General features: G+C 56.3%; 17 protein-coding genes. 4 read left to right on the top strand and 13 right to left on the bottom strand.

From position 1 onward, the window contains the following. A complete protein-coding gene (locus NC856_RS04745; RefSeq protein WP_264089273.1) occupies positions 1–789 on the bottom strand; it encodes an IclR family transcriptional regulator in 789 nt (262 codons plus the stop codon). A 268-nt stretch (positions 790–1,057) separates the two neighbouring features. Here NC856_RS04745 and speG point away from each other — a divergent pair, with 268 nt between their 5' ends. Beyond that, positions 1,058–1,633: a spermidine N1-acetyltransferase gene (speG, locus tag NC856_RS04750; RefSeq protein ID WP_264089274.1), complete on the top strand. Its 576-nt coding sequence runs from the start codon at positions 1,058–1,060 to the stop codon at positions 1,631–1,633. Positions 1,634–1,669: 36 nt separating this feature from the next. On the opposite strand, the gene ybbP is transcribed toward speG, so the two are convergent. Together ybbP and ybbA are read right to left on the bottom strand one after the other, a co-directional pair. Next, complete coding sequence (gene ybbP / locus NC856_RS04755) at positions 1,670–4,099, bottom strand: putative ABC transporter permease subunit YbbP (protein WP_264089275.1); 2,430 nt, start codon at positions 4,097–4,099, stop codon at positions 1,670–1,672. Continuing rightward, entirely contained in the window at positions 4,096–4,797 is a 702-nt protein-coding gene (gene ybbA, locus NC856_RS04760) for a putative ABC transporter ATP-binding protein YbbA (RefSeq protein ID WP_264089276.1), read from the bottom strand. The genes ybbP and ybbA overlap by 4 nt, the downstream gene beginning before the upstream one ends. Here ybbA and tesA point away from each other — a divergent pair. From tesA to NC856_RS04775, 3 genes are all read left to right on the top strand, one after another. Beyond that, a complete protein-coding gene (gene tesA, locus NC856_RS04765; protein WP_264089372.1) occupies positions 4,753–5,433 on the top strand; it encodes a multifunctional acyl-CoA thioesterase I/protease I/lysophospholipase L1 in 681 nt (226 codons plus the stop codon). The genes ybbA and tesA overlap by 45 nt on opposite strands. 29 nt (positions 5,434–5,462) lie before the next feature. Beyond that, positions 5,463–6,239, top strand: a complete 777-nt coding sequence (locus NC856_RS04770; RefSeq protein WP_264089277.1) for an SDR family oxidoreductase — start codon at positions 5,463–5,465, stop codon at positions 6,237–6,239. A 70-nt stretch (positions 6,240–6,309) separates the two neighbouring features. Next, the gene (locus tag NC856_RS04775; protein ID WP_264089278.1) at positions 6,310–7,170 is read left to right on the top strand and encodes a thioredoxin family protein; all 861 of its coding nucleotides are present in this window, start codon (positions 6,310–6,312) and stop codon (positions 7,168–7,170) included. A gap of 71 nt (positions 7,171–7,241) precedes the next feature. Here NC856_RS04775 and copD read toward each other — a convergent pair whose 3' ends face one another. From copD to menF, 10 genes are all read right to left on the bottom strand, one after another. After that, positions 7,242–8,126: a copper homeostasis membrane protein CopD gene (gene copD / locus NC856_RS04780; RefSeq protein WP_264089279.1), complete on the bottom strand. Its 885-nt coding sequence runs from the start codon at positions 8,124–8,126 to the stop codon at positions 7,242–7,244. A 3-nt stretch (positions 8,127–8,129) separates the two neighbouring features. Further along, complete coding sequence (gene copC, locus NC856_RS04785) at positions 8,130–8,507, bottom strand: copper homeostasis periplasmic binding protein CopC (RefSeq protein WP_264089280.1); 378 nt, start codon at positions 8,505–8,507, stop codon at positions 8,130–8,132. A gap of 79 nt (positions 8,508–8,586) precedes the next feature. Continuing rightward, positions 8,587–9,783: a nicotinamide mononucleotide deamidase-related protein YfaY gene (locus NC856_RS04790; RefSeq protein ID WP_264089281.1), complete on the bottom strand. Its 1,197-nt coding sequence runs from the start codon at positions 9,781–9,783 to the stop codon at positions 8,587–8,589. Positions 9,784–9,947: 164 nt separating this feature from the next. Then, positions 9,948–10,490 (bottom strand): YfaZ family protein, encoded by a 543-nt coding sequence (locus NC856_RS04795; protein WP_264089282.1) that lies wholly within the window; start codon positions 10,488–10,490, stop codon positions 9,948–9,950. Between the two features lie 163 nt (positions 10,491–10,653). Continuing rightward, positions 10,654–12,045 (bottom strand): o-succinylbenzoate--CoA ligase, encoded by a 1,392-nt coding sequence (menE, locus tag NC856_RS04800; RefSeq protein ID WP_264089283.1) that lies wholly within the window; start codon positions 12,043–12,045, stop codon positions 10,654–10,656. Continuing rightward, entirely contained in the window at positions 12,033–13,004 is a 972-nt protein-coding gene (menC, locus tag NC856_RS04805) for an o-succinylbenzoate synthase (RefSeq protein ID WP_264089284.1), read from the bottom strand. Before menC ends, menE begins: the two co-directional genes overlap by 13 nt. Then, positions 13,004–13,861, bottom strand: coding sequence for a 1,4-dihydroxy-2-naphthoyl-CoA synthase (menB, locus tag NC856_RS04810; protein ID WP_264089285.1), 858 nt, complete (start codon positions 13,859–13,861; stop codon positions 13,004–13,006). Before menB ends, menC begins: the two co-directional genes overlap by 1 nt. A 5-nt stretch (positions 13,862–13,866) precedes the next feature. Then, positions 13,867–14,652: a 2-succinyl-6-hydroxy-2,4-cyclohexadiene-1-carboxylate synthase gene (gene menH, locus NC856_RS04815; protein WP_264089286.1), complete on the bottom strand. Its 786-nt coding sequence runs from the start codon at positions 14,650–14,652 to the stop codon at positions 13,867–13,869. Further along, on the bottom strand, positions 14,640–16,322 hold the full coding sequence (gene menD, locus NC856_RS04820) for a 2-succinyl-5-enolpyruvyl-6-hydroxy-3-cyclohexene-1-carboxylic-acid synthase (protein WP_264089287.1): 1,683 nt from the start codon (positions 16,320–16,322) through the stop codon (positions 14,640–14,642). The genes menH and menD overlap by 13 nt, the downstream gene beginning before the upstream one ends. Positions 16,323–16,429: 107 nt before the next feature. Further along, positions 16,430–17,758: an isochorismate synthase MenF gene (gene menF / locus NC856_RS04825; RefSeq protein ID WP_264089288.1), complete on the bottom strand. Its 1,329-nt coding sequence runs from the start codon at positions 17,756–17,758 to the stop codon at positions 16,430–16,432. Positions 17,759–17,883: the final 125 nt, after the last annotated feature.

Here is a 17,883-nt window from a genome sequence, read left to right on the forward strand (position 1 = left end):
TCAGTTTCCTTTTCTTAAATATTCATTTTCATTACGGTATCCCAACCCATTTGATATTTGCCTGGCGCATTGCCTAAGCAGTTCGAGATAACCATTGACCTTCTTACCTGAATACACCACCGGATCGCCCGACAGTGAGATCGCGTAATTAACCCGGTTATACATATCGAAGACCGGCATACTTAAACATACGGCGCCATAGGTTGATTCTTCATTGTCGATCGCCCATCCCCGCAAACGCGTTTTCTGTAACTCTTCGCGAAATAATTTTTTATCGGTAAATGTATTACGAGTGTGTTTTTTCAGAACTAACGCATCGAGAAAATAATCGATCTCTTCGCGGCTCTTCCACGCCAGCAACGCCTTACCGAGTGCGGTGATGTGTAATTCCAGCTTTTTACCAATCCAGCTTTTCCGCGTCGGCACCGAATACGGACTTTCGACTTTATCGAGATAAATCGCGGAATAACTTTCCATCGCCCCTAAATGACAAACCAGGCCACTTTTCATCGACAGTTCCTGCATCGGGCGCTTGGTGACTTCAAAGATATTTTTCCGGTGCAGCGCCTGACAGCCAAGCTCATAAGTTTTAATGCCCAGAGAATATTGATTCTGTTCACTCTTAATTAAGAAGCCGCATTCCACCATCACATTTAATAAATTCAACAGGCTACTTTTCGGATACTGAAATTCCCTTAACAGTTCCATAAAACTCGCCATACCGACATAGGCGATATGAGTGAGTATTTTTTCCGCCCTGATTAATGAATTACAGCCTTTACCACCCATAACGACTCCCGTCCTCTGTTGAAATAAAGTTTATCCTCCCGGAAAAGCGGAAAATATGCCTGGTTCAACATGCTGAACAGAGATAGACGAATAACCGTGATCCAATACGAGTTTTGGTGAATAAATGGCGGGAATCTGGCTGTCATAATCGTTGTTTGCGGCTAAAGACAGCAAAAATATTCACCTGGTTAATGCATTGCTAACTCGAATGAGTCTATGATTGAGGCAATTTTATTGGCAGAAAAAATTGAAATTTTAAGGATTCACTATGTCCGGTACGAGCAACGCCGTTCGGCTACGACCGCTGGAACGAGACGATCTTACTTTTATCCATCAGTTGGATAACAATGCCAGCGTCATGCGTTACTGGTTTGAAGAACCTTATGAGGCGTTTGTTGAACTCAGCGATCTGTATGACAAACATATCCACGACCAGAGCGAGCGGCGTTTTATCATTGAGCACGAACAGACCAAGGTCGGTTTGGTCGAACTGGTAGAAATCAATCACATCCATCGGCGCGCCGAATTCCAAATTATTATCGATCCCGCCTATCAGGGCCACGGATACGCCAGTGCCGCGGCAAAACTGGCAATGGATTACGGTTTCTCGGTGCTGAACCTGTATAAGCTGTATCTGATCGTGGATAAAGAGAATAAGAGAGCGATTCATATCTATAGCAAGCTGGGGTTCGAAGTGGAAGGCGAACTGATCCACGAGTTCTTCATCAACGGCGAATACCGCAACACCATCCGCATGTGCATTTTCCAGCAGCAATATCTGGAGAAGCACAAAACGGCAACGGACACCAGCGGCCCTACTCCGGGTAGTTCAATCAGCCAATAATCGTAAAACAAGGCCGGTATCACCCGGCCTATGATCTTACCCCGCAAATTGCCGGAACAACGCCTTGCCGCGCAGCAATCGCACCCCCAGCCAGCCACCGCACAGCGACAACAGCAAGGCGGCGGACAACGGCAACGTCACCCACATGATGAAGTTAGGTTCCCAGGCGAAATTGAAGACCTGACGTTGCAGCGCCCACAACGCCGCTTCCGCGCCAATGGCGGCGGCGGTTCCCGCCACCAGTCCCAACACCGCAAACTCACACCACAAGGTGGCGCGCAACAAACGCAGCCCCGCGCCCAATGTGCGGTAAACCATCAATTCCTGACGCCGCTGACGCATCCCCACCTGAATTTGCGCCAGCAGCAACAGCACGCCGCAGAACAGCACCAGGATCACCATGATTTCCAGCGCCCGGCTCACCTGCTGCAATACCTGACCGACCTGACGCAAAATGCTGCCGACATCCAGCACGCTCAATGTCGGGAACTGACGATTAAGTTGCGTAATCATTTTCTCGTCGCCGTCATAACGGAAACTGGTCAGCCATGACTGCGACTGGTTATCCAGCGCGCCTGGCGGAAAGATAAAGAAGAAATTCGGGCGCAGGCTTTCCCAATCCACCCGCCGGAAACTGGTCACTTTGGCGCTGAACGGCTGTGTATCGGCGGTAAAGGTCAGCGTATCGCCGATTTTAATGCCCATTTCTTTGGCTTCTTCCCCATCCATCGACACTTCGCCCGCTTTCGGCGCTTGCCCCTCAAGCAGCACGTTGTGTTCAGGCAGGCCATCCAGCCAGGTCAGATTCAATTCACGGTTGACCGTGTTGCCGCCGGGATCATCCTCGTGGATCACGTCCGTCGCCGTCTGCTGATTAATCTCCGTCAGACGCGCACGAATAATCGGGTAAAATTGCGCCGGTTTAACCTGATGCTGTTCAAGGAAGGTTTTTACCTGCGGCACCTGCTCCGCGGTCATATTCAACAGAAAGTAATTCGGGCTGCCCGGCGGCAACTGCTGTTGCCAGCGATCCAGTAAATCTCCCCGCATCACCAACAGCAACGCCAGCAACATGAACGATAATGAAAAAGCCGCCAGTTGGCTGAGCGTCGACCAGGGTTGACGCAGCAGACGGTTAATCGCCAGCCGCATTGACAGCCGCCGCACCGTCAGGCGGCGCAACAATAGCAATCCGCCCCAGCCAATCACCCCCAGGAGCAGCGACAGCACCGCCATGCCGCCCAACACGGCCCACAGCAGCGGGCTGCCGCCGGACAGTATGGCAAGCAGACCCACCACAATCGCCAACACCACCGGCAGGTAATAGCGCAACGGCCAGACGTTCGCCACCACATCCTGACGTAACACGCGTAGCGGTTGTGTCGCCAGCAACAGGCGATAGGGACGCAATCCGACCAGTAGTGAAATCAACACCAGCGAACCCAGCGCCCATACCCACGGCCACCACCCTGCGGCGGGCAGCGCCGCGGGCAACACCGGCGCCAGCATTTTCATCAACAGCGCTTCAAATCCCAGCCCGACAAGGCCGCCGCACAACGCCGCCAACCCCAGCACCGATAGCCATTGGCCGACAATCAGCCGCTGTAGCGCCGTTCTGCCGGCCCCCAGCGTTTTCAGCACCGCCACCAGATCATAGCGACTCCGACAATAGTGGCTCATCGAAACCGCCACCGCCGCGATGGACAACAACAACGTCAACAAAGCCGAAAGCAACAGGAATTGCTGCGAACGCTTCAACGATTGACTCAGCGTGCCTTCGGAATCCTCCATGCCGTACCAGCGCTGATCGGGCTTGAGCAACGGCTTGATAAAAGCGCTGAATTCACTGATTTGCTGCTCATTTCCTGAAAACATATAGCGCCAGGTAATGCGGCCGCCGGGCTGGATGGCGCCGGTTTTTTCCACATCCTCCAGGCTCATCAGAATACGCGGCGCCGTTTGAAACGGATTAAAGCCGGCGTCAGGTTCCTGAATCAGTTCCCCGCTAATCCGCAGGGAAGTGTCCCCCACATCCAACATGTCGCCGACCTTCAACCCCAGCAACGCCAGCAATCTTGGCGCCACCAGCACTGTGCCGGGCGCAACACGCAAACCGGCTGGCCGCGTCTGCAACTCGCCGTATAACGGATAAAGCTGGTCGGTCGCTTTTACCCGCGCCAGTTGCGGCGTATCGTCCGCGAACGTCATGGTCATGAAAGAAATCTGTCGGCTGAGCGTCAATCCTTGCTGTTGCGCTTGCGCAAGCCACTCTTCCGCCACCGGACGCGCAGCCCTCAGCACCCGATCGCCCGCCAGAAAATCACGGCTCTGCTGGCTCAGCCCCTTTTCCATGCGATCGCTGATCGTCCCCAGCGCCAGCACACAAGCCACGGCCAGCGTTAACGCCAGCCAGACAATCAATAAAGAAGGAGAACGCCATTCACGCCAAAACCACCGCCAGATCATGCATCCTCCCTCAGCTTGCCATCAACCAGCCGCAAGCGGCGCTCGCAGCGGGCGGCAAGTTGTTCATCGTGAGTGACCAGAATCAGCGTGGTGGCGTAATCTCGATTGAGAGAAAACAACAGATCGACAATCCGCTCACCGGTTTTACGATCCAGATTGCCGGTTGGTTCATCGGCAAACAGCACTTTAGGACGACCGCTAAACGCCCGCGCCAGCGCGACGCGTTGTTGCTCGCCGCCGGAAAGCTGGGCCGGCAGATGATGTAAGCGTTCACCCAGCCCTAATTGCTGCAATAGTTGCGCGGCTTGCCCTCGGCTGTGGCTATCGCTCTCGCCGCGCAACAGCGCGGGAAGCTGGACATTTTCCAGCGCATTCAACGTTGGCACCAACATGAAAGACTGAAAAACAAACCCCACGTCTCTGGCGCGCAGCGCGGCGCGCCCTTCCTCATCCAGTTTGCTCAGTGATTCTCCCATCAGGCTGACTTCGCCTTCACTGCCGTCATCCAGACCGGCCAGGATCCCCAGCAGCGTCGATTTCCCCGAACCGGACTCGCCGATCAACGCAATTGTCTGCGCAGGTTTGACAATCAGCTCAACTCCGGTAAGGATGGAAAGCCGATTATCCCCTTGACCAACGTGCTTACTAAGATGATGAACTTCAAGAATGTTTTCCACAGGTCCGGTTTTGGTTGGCATAGCACTCGCTGGACTGGTTTTCGCAAACATGTATTCGTCCTTTTCCTTCTGGGATTATGCAGTGTCCGCGCTTTCGCGGCGGACACTTTATTGATTCTGGGCGATAGCCTCAGTGCGGGCTACCAGATGCCGGCGACCGAGGCCTGGCCTGCCGTGTTAGACAAACAGTGGCAGACACAGCGGAAAAACGCCAACATCGTTAATGCCAGCATCAGCGGAGATACCGCCGCCCAAGGGCTGGCGCGTCTTCCGGCCTTGCTGAAACAACATCAGCCGCGCTGGGTTCTGATCGAACTTGGCGGCAATGATGGGCTACGGGGGTTTCCCGCGCAAAATATCGAGCAGGATCTAACCAAAATCATCACGCTGGTCAGGCAGGCCAAAGCCGAACCGCTGCTGATGCAAATCCGTCTGCCGACCAACTACGGACGCCGCTATACTGAATCGTTCAGCGCCATCTATCCACGGCTGGCGCAGCAGTTTGATCTTCCGCTGTTGCCTTTCTTTATGGAGCAGATCTATCAAAAAACCGAATGGATCATGGAAGACGGCATCCATCCAACCCGTGACGCCCAGCCCTTTATCGCTGACTGGATGGCAAAACAGCTTGAACCCTTAGTTAACCATGAGTCTTGATAAATAGGGCTTTTGAATTAGGTAAAGTTATGCAAAAAACGGTTTTGATTACCGGTTGTTCCAGCGGTATCGGTCTGATTGCCGCTCAGGATCTGCAACAACGCGGCTACCGTGTGCTTGCCGCCTGCCGTCGGGCCGAGGACGCGGCGCGAATGACCGCGCTGGGTCTGGAAGGGATTGAACTGGATCTGGATGACGCCGCCAGCGTGGAGAAAGCCGCCGCGGAGGTGATCCGGTTGACCGATAACCGGCTGTATGCCCTGTTCAATAACGCCGGATACGGCGTATACGGGCCGCTGAACAGCCTCTCGCGCCAGCAGCTTGAACAACAGTTCGCCAGCAATCTGTTCGGCACGCATCAGTTGACGCAACGGCTGTTGCCCGCCATGCTGCCCCACGGCGAAGGCCGAATTATTCAGACCAGCTCGGTGATGGGGTTGGTCGCCACGCCGGGACGCGGCGCGTATGCCGCCAGCAAATTCGCGCTGGAAGCGTGGTCGGATACGCTGCGAATGGAACTGTATGGCAGCGGGTTGCACGTCAGCCTGATTGAACCCGGCCCAATCAGCACGCGTTTTACCGATAATGTCGCTCAGGCGCAAACGGATAATCCGGTCACCAACCCCGGTATCGCCCAACGATTTACGCTGCCGCCGGAAGCCATATTGCCTAAACTGCATCACGCGCTGGAAAGCCCGCGGCCAAAGCTGCGTTACCCGGTGACAGTGATTGCGCATTCGATGTCATGGCTGCGCCGTTTGCTGCCCGGACGCTTACTGGATCATGTATTACGGCTCCGTTCCTGACATTTGGCTTGAAGTGGCGCATTTCGCCCCCACCTATGCCAAAACGGACGAGGATAAGAGAGAACGCATTATGCTAGAACAACAAGCCAATATTATCGATGTCAACGAATCCAACCTGCATCAGTTGCTGGAAGATTCCGCGACCCTGCCCGTACTGTTTTATTTCTGGTCTGAACGCAGTCAGCACTGCCTGCAACTGGAACCGGTACTGAACAAACTGGCGCAGGAATACGCCGGACAATTTATTCTGGCAAAAGTCGATTGCGATGCGGAACAACGCGTCGCCGCCCAATTCGGCCTGCGCGCCATTCCCACTGTTTATCTGTTTAAAGACGGCCAGCCTTTGGATGGTTTTCAGGGGCCTCAACCGGAAGAAGCGGTGCGTGAACTGTTGCAGCGCGCGCTGCCGAAAGAAGAAGAGTTGAAAGTCGCCGAAGCGCAGCAGTTGATTCAGGAAGGCAATTTGCCGCAAGCCTTGCCGTTGCTCAGAGAAGCCTGGCAGTTAAGCCAACAGCGCAGCGACATCGGCCTGATGCTGGCGGAAGCGCAGATTCAACTTAATCGCAGCGAAGATGCCGAAGCGGTATTGGCGACGATTCCCTTGCAGGATCAGGATACCCGTTATCACGGCCTGGTAGCGCAGATTGAATTGCTCAGGCAGGCTGCCGATACGCCGGAAATTCAACAACTACAGCAGCAGTTGAATGCTGATCCGCAAAACGCGCAACTGGCGGTGCAACTGGCGTTGCAACTGCATCAGGTTGGGCGTAACGAAGAATCCCTTGAGTTGTTGATGGGCTTCCTGAAAAAAGATCTGGGCGCCGCCGAAGGCAACGCGCGCAAGACGCTGATGGATATTATGGCCGCGCTGGGCACCGGCGACGCACTGGCCGCCCGCTACCGCCGCCAGCTTTACTCTCTGCTTTACTGATTTCAGCCCGGCAGCCAGACGTAACGGCACGATATCTATTCGGATAGTCGTGCCATTGCGATCTGAATACGTCACGCCGGGTAAGGCGACAAGGTGGCGAAATAACTCACCAGCAGCAACACCAACGCCGCCAGCCCAATTTCCAGCCAAATGTAGGTCACCAGCTTAGGCAACAGCGATTCGCCCTTCACTCGTCCCAGCCGGGGAACCAGCCAATAGCGGTTGAACAATGCCAGCGCGATCATCATCAACACCAACATCACCTTAGCCAACAACAACCCGCTGTACAGGCTGACTGGCGGCGGCCAACCCAATAACAACCAGCCGCTGATCAGGCCGGTGACGATATTCAACATCACCCAGACATGGCCGTAACGGGAAAAACGCATCATGGTGGCAATGGCATCCCTGCGCGTTGCCGGATTGCGTCCCGCGACCATCAGGCAGAACAGCGGAGGCAGGCCGCCGGCCCAGAGTGCCGACGAGATCAAATGCAGCACATGATTAATCCGCTGAATCATGCCCAACCCGCCTTCCAGCGCCGCCGCGTGTCCGATATACGCCATGCCGCACCACTGCGTCACGCAGACCAGCAAGATGAGCCGATAGCGGGAAACGCCATGCGCGGCCAATCCCAGACACGCCAGCAGCGACAGCAAAACCTGCGCGCGCCATCCCCTGCCGCTCATGGTGCTCAGCATAGCCTGCCAGATAGCGCTATCCGTCAGGCTGCGCCAGTCGCCGCTCATGATGACCAGTTGCAGCGACAGAATCGCGCTGGCGCACCCCAGCGTCATCCACAGGGTAATTCGCAATACCCGCGCCAGTCGTTCAGCCAGATAATGCCTGAAATCGCCCTGAGCCAACCAGACGACATAAAACGCGCTGCCGGTGGTCAGCATCAAGGCGGAAAAATATCCCCAGCGCAACGCCACATAGAGACTGTCCAGCACCACGAACTACTTCACCGCAAAACGGTAACTGCCTTTCAGTTTATGACCGTCAACTGACAGAACATGCCAGTTAACCTGATAGCGCCCGCTTGCCAACGGTTTCGTCAGCGTTACATTCATCTGATTGCGGGTTTCAGGCATAACCGAAGTGTTGCTGACCGATAGTGATTGCCTGGCGTCATCGACGATCTCAACGCCGCTGAACGCCGGTTCGATATTTTCCGAAAAAGTGAGCATGAGCGTGTCGGGCGCGGTTTCAACAATACTGTCGGCTGCCGGGATCTGGCTTTTCAAATGAGCGTGAGCCCATACCGAGGGAGAAAATGCCATCGCCGTAACGGACAACAGCGCCCCCCCCAACCAGATCTTTAGTTTTAACGTCATATTCATTCATCCTGTAACATCAGTAATGGAAAACCAGTAAACATCCACGACAAAGCCCACCAGGGGAAAATAAAAAAAATTACGCCAACGTTTCCACCACGTTGATCCAACCGTGACCACCGTAAACCGGCCAATCATTCAGCCAGCGCCGCAACATGTTCATGGCAAGCATCGCCACCACATCCTGATGCGTGTTCAGACTATAACGGGGAACGTTGTATTGTATCATTTGAGCGAATGAACCTTGCGGCGTATGCAAGGCAATCATCAACTGGTCATCTCGTCTGCCTCCGATCCGCAACGCCAGCGGTGCGCCGTGACGCTCCGCCAGTTGACCTGTTTCCTCGGCAAACAGCGGTAAATTCAGCACATCATCGTTTACCCGTAGTTCGCCGCCCGCCAGTGGGACACTGGCCGACTGCAATCGCCAGTTCAGCAGCCCGGCGGTAAAATCCTCACTGATTGCCAATAACAGATTACGATCACGCAACCGCCGTGCTAGCTGGGCTGGCAACCCCTCAGTTCCTTCAAAGAGCGCATTTTCACCCGCAACGGCGCGAACCTGCTCCCACAACGATTCCATTGCCGCCCGTTGCGAGGCTGGCCCGGTCAGCTTCAATTCAATGATCGGCATGGCGGAGCGGTAACCCAATACGACATCCGGCGGGAGAGCCAGTCCATCTAGTTGACTAGCCAGATCGCTTTCAGAACGACCAAACGTGGTTAATCGCAAACATAGTGGCGGCGCGGAGATAGCAAAACGATCGCGCAGCCGCGGCATGATCTGTTGGTCCACCATCACCTTGAATTCCGATGGCACGCCAGGGGTAAAAAACATCAGGCATTTATTGAGTCGCAACGCAAAACCACATGCCGTCCCCACGGGATTGTCCACCATTTCGGCACTGGCGGGGATCTGCGCCTGCTTGCGGTTGCTGGGCGCCATGACCCGGCCCCGTTCGGTAAAGAAAACCTCCATCCGGGCCAGCCATTCGGCATGTTCAACCAGCCCTTCTCCCGCAGCGGTAGCCGCCGCCAACGCGCTGAGATCATCACTGGTCGGCCCCAGCCCGCCATTGACGATCAAAACATCCGCAATCCGACTCCGTTGGGTAATCGCCGTCACCAGGGCATCGAGATCGTCTCCCACCGTCATCCGGCTGGTCATCGGCAGTCCGGCCTGAAACAGGTAATCCGCCAGCCAAGCCGCATTGGTATCAATAATCTGACCATGCAGCACTTCATCGCCGGTACATAACATCTCAACCCTAAGCATCGTTTGCTCCTCGTGATTACGCCCTACTCACTTTAGAAACTCGGTTGGTGAAAGACAACTTTAGTAAAAGAAAATGTTTCTTTCCGATAGCGTTACTGACGGCTTGCAGATGTAAAAAGAGCGTGAATCGTCACGCTCTTAATGCGGTTCTTTACCGGTAACTATCAGAAATTCAGACCGACACCGACATAAGCAGAGTCAGCCAGTTTGTTATCGGAACGACCGCGTTCACCCGCCAGGTTGATGTAGCGATAGCCCACATCCACATTCAACGGGCCGAAGACCTGCCAGCGAACGCCGGCTTTGCCTTCAACGTAGTAATCGACATGGCTGGAAAAGGCATCCGGGGAATAATAGCCTTCGCCGTAGACAGAGAAGTAACGGTTAATTGGCCATTGCAGACCACCGCCCAACGCCAGCGCATGACCATCGCTGCCGCGATCCTGATTCAGATACAACGCTTTGCCGCCGAGCGTCAGTTTCAACACGCCGACAGGAACGGTATAGCCCAATCCAAATCCGTAGACGTCGTTATTGCTGTCGCCGTGCGCATAACTTACGTTAGCGCCCAATCCGGGTACGCCCAAACCAAAACCGACACTGGCGCCGGAATAGTCACGTCCCGCCTCCCCGGAAAGGCTAATGGCATGTACTGAAGCGCTGACCAGCAGCAAACTTCCAGCGCAGGCAATGACAAACTTTTTCATCTCAATATCCTTAAAATAGTAAACGCACGAACAAAACCTATTGATATCTTCAGCGATTTTACCGCAACCACCCCGACGCTCCAGCATAAAATCATCCTGAAACCCGATTTACTCTTTTAATCAACAGAAAATATCGTCATATCTGCCATGCGCCATCACCGGCTCAGATCTTTTGGTAGTTTGCCTGCGCCCACGCGCTCACCTGCTGACGGGAGATTTTAATTCCGCCATTTTTCAATTCCGCAGGCAGTAAAAAATAGGCGACCGGGCGCTGAAATCCGGCTAGCTGCGGCGCAAGCCAGTCACGGATGTCCGTCAGCGTGGCGGCGCCTGAGACGTCGAGCACCGCAACGGGCCGCTGACCAAACTCGGCGTCATCCACCGGCACCACACAGGCTTGCTGGATATCAGGATGCGCCAGCAGCACCGTTTCAATATTTTCCGGTTGAACGCCTTCCCCGCCGCTGAAAAACTGGTTATCCAGACGCCCAAGAATACGCCACTCGCCTTCATCGAAAGCGCCGCGATCCCGTGTGTGGAACCACCCCTGCGCATCCGTCAGCGGAAGCAGTCGGCCATCACGCCAATAGCCCGACGCCAGCGTGCTGCCGCGCAACAACACTTCCTCGCCGAGCAAACGAATTTCACGCCCGCGCAGCGGCAACCCGACGCCAGGCCGACCATCGGCGCGTTTGGCGCACACCGTCGACGCCAGTTCCGTCAGACCATAGCCGCACCAACAGCGCACGCCGAGGGATTCGGCCTGCCGCGTCAGCGCCTGCGGGATCATCGCGCCGCCCAGCAATACCGAGCGCAACGACGGGGGCAGCGTATTTTGCGCTAACAGTCGCCATAACTGCGTCGGCACCAGCGAAGCGTGAGTACAATCGCGCAGCGCGGATGCCAGCGATTGTTGCTCCCGCACCACAATGGCTGCCCCGATCGCCAGCCAGCGCCACACAATCCCTTGCCCGGAAACATGAAATAGCGGCAGCGACAGCAACCAGCTATCCGCCGCCGAGAAAGCCATCATCTCCAGCACGCCCTGCGCACTGGCAAGATGGGCGGAAAAAGTATGCGCGGCGGCTTTAGGCAATCCGCTGGAACCCGACGTCAGCGTCAGTGTCGCCAGTTGCGCTGGCTGCCAGCGCCGCTGAACGAATTGCAACGCAGAGGAAGGATCATCGGAAACACAGGACAAGGCGACCAAATCACCGGGCAACGGTTGCCCATCCAGACACACGCCGTACTGCATATCGAGCGAAGGCAGCAGGTCATCGATGAAGGATCCGGGCAGTTGCGGGTTAAGCGGCAACAATCGCGCGCCGCACTGCAATAGCGCCAGATAGCAGCACAACATCATGCCGCTGTTTTTGCCGCGCAGCGCCACGCCGCAACCGGGCGTCACGCCTTGCCGGGCAAAACCGGCGGCCAACTGATTGACCCGCTGAGCAAACTGCCGCCAATCCCAGCGCGTCTCTCCGTCGATTAACGCGACAGAACGCGGCGTCTGCTTAGCCCAGTAACGCCAGGGCCAGTCGGTCAGGATTGCCATACCGCTTCCAGTTGCTCAACCGCCAACAACGGCAAAGTGCTTGCCGGCCACGGACGTATGACCTGCGCCTGCATCAGATCCAGCGTATCAAGACCGGGGATAGTCTCTGGCGTCAACCAATGCGCCAACCGCGCCAGTTGCGTCAGCCCCAGACTGGATTCAATGCTGGAACTGATCACCGCCGTTAATCCCGCCTGATGCGCCTGTTGCACCAGTTGCCGACAGCGGGCGAGGCTGCCCACCAACGTAGGCTTGATCACGATCGCGCTCACGCCCGGTTCGGCCTCCACCCGGAAATCCGCTTCGCGCACGCTTTCATCCCAGGCGATGTTAATCCCGGTTTCCTGCGCAAATTCGCGGGATTCCTGACGGGTTTTGCAAGGCTCTTCCAGAAATGCAATACGGGAACGCAGGGCGGGCGCGACATAACGGGCAAAGCCATCCGCTTTGGCGCGTGTCCAGCTGCGGTTGGCGTCCAGACGCAACTTCAGATCCGGCAGCGCTTCCAGCAACACATTGACGATCATGCCATCGCGCACCGCCTCATACAGACCGACTTTCACTTTCGCCACTTTTTCACCAGGCAAGGCCTGCAACGTGGCGAACAATTCGTCAGGATCACCGTTGCACAATGGCGCTTTGCGGTAATCCGCCGTCATCGGCAAGCGTTGCTCCAGTTCGGCCTGAGCGCAACTCAGGCCGAACGCGACGGACGGCGGCAGATCGTCGGACCAGGCTTCTCCCGCCAGCCAACGCGTGAGTTGTTGGTGCGCGGCGCATTCCGCTTGCGCCAGCGTTTCCACACTGAATTCCGGCAGCGGCGCAATCTCACCCCAGCCTTGCCGTTCGCCTTGTTGCAGACAGACGATCAGCCCGTCGCGGGTTTTCAGGCGCTGGTTACGCAACACCACACCCGCTTCCATCGGCACCCGGTAACGATAAAGCTTAGCCTGGCGCATTACGGATTCCGTTTGAATTTGCTGAAATCCGGCTGACGTTTTTCATTAAAGGCATTGCGGCCTTCCTGACCTTCGTCAGTCATATAAAACAGCATGGTGGCGTTACCCGCCAGTTCCTGCAACCCGGCCTGCCCGTCGCAGTCGGCATTCAATGCCGCTTTCAGGCAACGCAGCGCCATCGGGCTGTTTTGCAACATTTCGCGGCACCAGCGAACGGTTTCTTTTTCCAGTTCGGCCAACGGAACCACGGTATTAACCAGTCCCATATCCAGCGCCTGAGCCGCATTATACTGACGGCACAGGAACCAGATTTCACGCGCTTTTTTCTGACCGACGATACGCGCCATATAAGACGCGCCCCAGCCGCCGTCAAAAGATCCCACCCGCGGCCCGGTCTGGCCGAAAACAGCATTGTCCGCCGCAATCGTTAGGTCGCACATCATATGCAGCACATGACCGCCGCCGATGGAATAACCCGCCACCATCGCCACCACTGGTTTCGGACAGGTACGAATCTGACGCTGAAAATCCAGCACGTTCAGATGATGTACCCCGCTGTCGTCCTGATAGCCGCCGTAGTCGCCTCGTACTTTCTGATCGCCGCCGGAACAGAATGCCTTATCGCCCATGCCCGTCAGAATAATTACGCCAATCCCGTCGTCGTAACGCGCATTTTCCAGCGCGTGGATCATCTCTTTTACCGTTTGCGGGCGAAAGGCGTTACGCACCTGCGGGCGGTTAATGGTGATTTTGGCGATGCCGTCCGTCGATTTGTGAAACAGGATATCGGTGAAATCGCCGCTGCAATCGTGCCATTCCACCGGGGCGTAAAGCAGTTCTTCACTGGGATAAAGCATAAGTATTAATCCTTAACGGGATGCGAAATAAAAGAAAATATCCGGGCGGCGTACTCCGCCGGATTCGCCTGATGCGCATTATGGCCGGCCTGCGCCACGCGCATTAATGGCAGACCATATTGCATTGCCAGCGTCTGAAATTTCAGGTCTCTGACGCCGCACAGATAACCAAAGGGGATAACCAACCGCCGAAGTTTGTCCACCAGCCAGGGCTGACGCCCTAACGAGGTGGCTTCCAGCATTGCCGCCACCGCCGCGCCATGATTGTGACGGCGCAAGGCGACCAGAGCATTGCGCTGTCCGGCATCCAGATCGGCGAACACCGCCTGCCGATACCAATCGTCCAGCACGGTTTCCAGCGTCTCATGACGAAAGCGCCGCGCCCAACCAAGGTCGTGCGCTAAGCGCGCCTCACGCAGATGCGCCGCGTCAAGCCCCGGATTGCCGCCTTCCACCAACAGACCTTGCATTGCGCGCGGCTGTGCGCAACAGGCATGATACATGGCAAGCCGCCCGCCCAGCGAATAACCCAGCAACCAATAACGTTCGATGCCTTGCTGCGCAATGGTCAGCGCCAGTTGTTGGCTGAGTTGCGCAAAATCACCGGCGGCCACGCGCTGCGATGCGCCGTGTCCCGGTAAATCCACCAGCAACAGCGGCCAGTCGCCACAAAACGGGATGATAGGCCGCCAGTCTTCACCGCTGCCCAGCAGTCCGTGCAGACAAACCAGCCACGGCTGTGCGGGCGATACTTTCACCGGCGTAATTCGTTGACAACTCAATACGACCATAACGCCGCCTGCGAAACCAACGCGTTGAGCGTTTCCACGCCATCTTTGGGCGGCACCACCACTTCCAGCACCGTGACGCCGCCCCGCGCCCAGCTACTGGCGACGGCATCCGCCAGCGTCTCCCAGCATTCGGCGCGCACATAATTGAGGCCGAACATGGCGGCGGCATGACCGAATTCAACGTGTTGCGGCATACAATAAAAGGCTTCCCGCTGCGCGACCGGCGTCGGCAGCAGCGAGAAAATCTGTCCGCCATTGTTATTCACGATGATCAATACCAGCGGCGCGGGCGCCTGACGCAGTAAAGCCAACGCATTGAGGTCGTACAAGGCGGAAAGATCGCCCACGATCCCAAGCGTCGCTTTGCCCGTCGCCCGCTGAACGCCGGCCAGCGTCGAGATCAATCCATCAATACCGCTGGCGCCGCGGTTACCGTATACCGGGTATTGCAAAGGCAGTTGCGCCAGCGCGTCGATCAAACGCACCACCAGACTGTTGCCCACAAACAGTTGCCCATCGGGAGGCAAGAGTTCGGGAAGTCGCTGCGCCAGTTGCGCCTCGCCAAAGCAATCACGCAGACAGGCGGCGACCTGCTGCTGGGTATGGCGAGCGATGTGGCTCAAATCATCCGCCCAGGGGGGTTGCGTCAACGCCGGGTGCGCCGTCAGCCAGTCACTGACATCGGCAACCAGGCGACGACCACGATGATGCGCGGGATCAAGTCGCCCCGGCAACGCATCCACCAGCCAGAATTCCTGCGGCTGACACTGTTCCTGCCACTGCAACAACCGCTTTCCAGTCAGGCTGCCGCCAAATTGCACCACGATTTCAGTCTGTCGCAATTGCGCCAGCGCCGCCGGATTCGCCAGCCAGATATCCGCGCAAGGCAAGGGCTGACCACTTTGCGACAGCACATCGCCAAGTAACGGCCAACCTAATTCGCACGCCCACCGCGCCACTTGCGCCCCTTGCGCCGGACTGAGCCGGCCAGCGATCACTACGCCGCGTTTTTGCCGCCATTGGCGCCAATCCGTCTGTACCGCCAACGTGATCTGACGCATTTCCCGCAGCCAGGGCGTCTCGCTTTGCCACCAGTCACCCAGCGTCAACGGCCAGTCCCGAAAAGCGTCCTCATCATCGGCGCCGTACAGCGGTTCGGCAAAGGGGCAGTTAATGTGCAACGCCCCGTGCGTCAGTTGCGCCATCGCGCTATCCAGCGAGGAAACCAACCAACTGGCGGGAATATCCGGCGTCGGGCGCGGCAAATCCAACGAGACAGTCGGGTGAGACGCATACAGTCCGTGTTGACGGATAGCCTGATTCGCGCCGCAATCAATCAATTCGGGAGGACGATCCGCCGTCAGCACCACCAGCCGCTCCCCGGTCAAACCCGCTTCGATGATCGCCGGATATAGATTCGCCGCCGCCGTACCGGAAGTCACCACAATGGCGACCGGCTCATGAGCGGCTTTTGCCAGCCCCAAAGCCAAATGCCCCAACCCCCGCTCGTCAAAATGGGTATGACACAGCAACGTACGATGATTGGCCGCCGACAGAGTCAGCGGCGTAGAACGGGAACCGGGCGCGATGCAAATGTGGCGGACGCCATGACGGGTCAGCGCTTCAAGCAGCAACGCGGCCCAGCGACGATTAAATACACTTGTTGCCATGATTTACTCAAAAGCTCAGGTTGCGGTTTCTGACGGTAATTATATTTTTTTTCATAGCGCCAACTTTGATATAAACCCGTGCCGGGTACAACAAAGATAAAACAAAACTATGACATATCGCCGTCTAACAGTGATTTGAGGCCCGCGATCTTATTTTCCAACTCCTGCCATTCTTGCTCTGGATCAGATCCGGCCACAATCCCAGCCCCGGCATACAGGGTCAACATGTTGTCATGGATTTGCGCCGAACGCAGTGCGACGCAAAATTCCGCCTGGCGACGGGACAGATAACCGGCGGAACCCGCGTACCAGCCGCGATCGAATGGTTCGTGCCCGGTAATGAAGCGCCGGGCGATGTGCCTGGGCAAACCGGCGACGGCGGCGGTCGGCTGCAAATCGTCAAGGCACGCGGCATCAAAAGACTGTCTCAGCGTTGCCTGGATCGTGCGGCGCAAATGCTGTACTTTGCGTAGCCGCACTACTTCCGGCGGCATGACATCCAGCGACAACGCCGACTGTTGTAACCGCTGACAGATGTCGTCCACCACCAACATGTTCTCACATTGGTTTTTGCTGTCTTTCATCAGCCACTGCGCCAATGCCGCCGCTTTTTCATCACATTTATCGCTGGCGACCGTGCCGGCTAACGCTTCGGTTTCAAGCTGTGTTTCGTGACGACGATAAAGCCGCTCCGGGCTGGAACCGAGAAAAGCCTGTCGCGCATCGTGCGCCAGCATAAAATGAAAACAGTGATGATTCGCCGCGCAACTGGCGGCCATAAAGGTGGTCGCCTGCAACGGCTGTTTCAGCGTCAGGGTGGTCTTTCGCGCCAACACCACCTTCTCCATTTCTCCAGCCGCGATATTGTGCAGCGCCAGTTGCAGCAGATTACGCCAGTGCTGACGATCCGGTTGATGATCGACGTTGCTCGCTTGTGCCTGTAAAGGCGGCAACGGACGCATCGGCAGCAAGAACTTGATGAACGCCGCGGCTTTATCCGCATCCTGCCTGAGTGATGTCTCACTGAATAAATTCACTCGCAGGCTTAACGTATTTCCCTGCCGCAATAGCTCCACCCGGGGCAGAAAAAGATAGCCGGGGGATATGCCGGAACGAGGATCACGCGGCGTCTGGTCAAAGGCATTCAATCCCCAGACGCGCACAGGGTGGTCGCCGCCATGCCGCACAAGAAAATCTTCCGCTTCCTGAATATGATGAAATCCACAAACCTGCCCACACACCGCGGCTTCTTCACTATCCTGGCGATGCCGCCAGTAGAACTGCGGATACGCAGGCTGCGTAGCCAGCCATGACAATAGCTCAGACGGTTCGCTGAGCGTCAATGAACGTGTTATCTGTCCGAACCCCGCTCGCTCAGGTTGTGGTTGGCGTAAATCCTGCTGCATATGACGCAACAGGTCGGAAAATTGTTTCACCCTAACCCCGGCAACTAGCGTAAAACACAGGATTATACGGCAAAAAAAAACGTTTTGGGTGAGAGGTTATTGAGGATAATGAGAGATTACTAAGGAAAAAAAGAAGATATACATCGTCGCGCTTA

It is taken from the genome of Brenneria izbisi, from assembly GCF_025840185.1.
In the GTDB taxonomy this organism is placed as follows: domain Bacteria; phylum Pseudomonadota; class Gammaproteobacteria; order Enterobacterales; family Enterobacteriaceae; genus Brenneria; species Brenneria izbisi.

Excerpts from the sequence above, each read along its gene's own strand:
- NC856_RS04745 (WP_264089273.1), bottom strand. The coding sequence starts at position 789 with ATGGGTGGTAAAGGCTGTAATTCATTAATCAGGGCGGAAAAAATACTC.
- speG (WP_264089274.1), top strand. The coding sequence starts at position 1,058 with ATGTCCGGTACGAGCAACGCCGTTCGGCTACGACCGCTGGAACGAGAC.
- ybbP (WP_264089275.1), bottom strand. The coding sequence starts at position 4,099 with ATGATCTGGCGGTGGTTTTGGCGTGAATGGCGTTCTCCTTCTTTATTG.
- tesA (WP_264089372.1), top strand. The coding sequence starts at position 4,753 with ATGAACTTCAAGAATGTTTTCCACAGGTCCGGTTTTGGTTGGCATAGC.
- ybbA (WP_264089276.1), bottom strand. The coding sequence starts at position 4,797 with ATGCCAACCAAAACCGGACCTGTGGAAAACATTCTTGAAGTTCATCAT.
- NC856_RS04770 (WP_264089277.1), top strand. The coding sequence starts at position 5,463 with ATGCAAAAAACGGTTTTGATTACCGGTTGTTCCAGCGGTATCGGTCTG.
- NC856_RS04775 (WP_264089278.1), top strand. The coding sequence starts at position 6,310 with ATGCTAGAACAACAAGCCAATATTATCGATGTCAACGAATCCAACCTG.
- copC (WP_264089280.1), bottom strand. The coding sequence starts at position 8,507 with ATGACGTTAAAACTAAAGATCTGGTTGGGGGGGGCGCTGTTGTCCGTT.
- NC856_RS04790 (WP_264089281.1), bottom strand. The coding sequence starts at position 9,783 with ATGCTTAGGGTTGAGATGTTATGTACCGGCGATGAAGTGCTGCATGGT.
- NC856_RS04795 (WP_264089282.1), bottom strand. The coding sequence starts at position 10,490 with ATGAAAAAGTTTGTCATTGCCTGCGCTGGAAGTTTGCTGCTGGTCAGC.
- menE (WP_264089283.1), bottom strand. The coding sequence starts at position 12,045 with ATGGCAATCCTGACCGACTGGCCCTGGCGTTACTGGGCTAAGCAGACG.
- menC (WP_264089284.1), bottom strand. The coding sequence starts at position 13,004 with ATGCGCCAGGCTAAGCTTTATCGTTACCGGGTGCCGATGGAAGCGGGT.
- menB (WP_264089285.1), bottom strand. The coding sequence starts at position 13,861 with ATGCTTTATCCCAGTGAAGAACTGCTTTACGCCCCGGTGGAATGGCAC.
- menH (WP_264089286.1), bottom strand. The coding sequence starts at position 14,652 with ATGGTCGTATTGAGTTGTCAACGAATTACGCCGGTGAAAGTATCGCCC.
- menD (WP_264089287.1), bottom strand. The coding sequence starts at position 16,322 with ATGGCAACAAGTGTATTTAATCGTCGCTGGGCCGCGTTGCTGCTTGAA.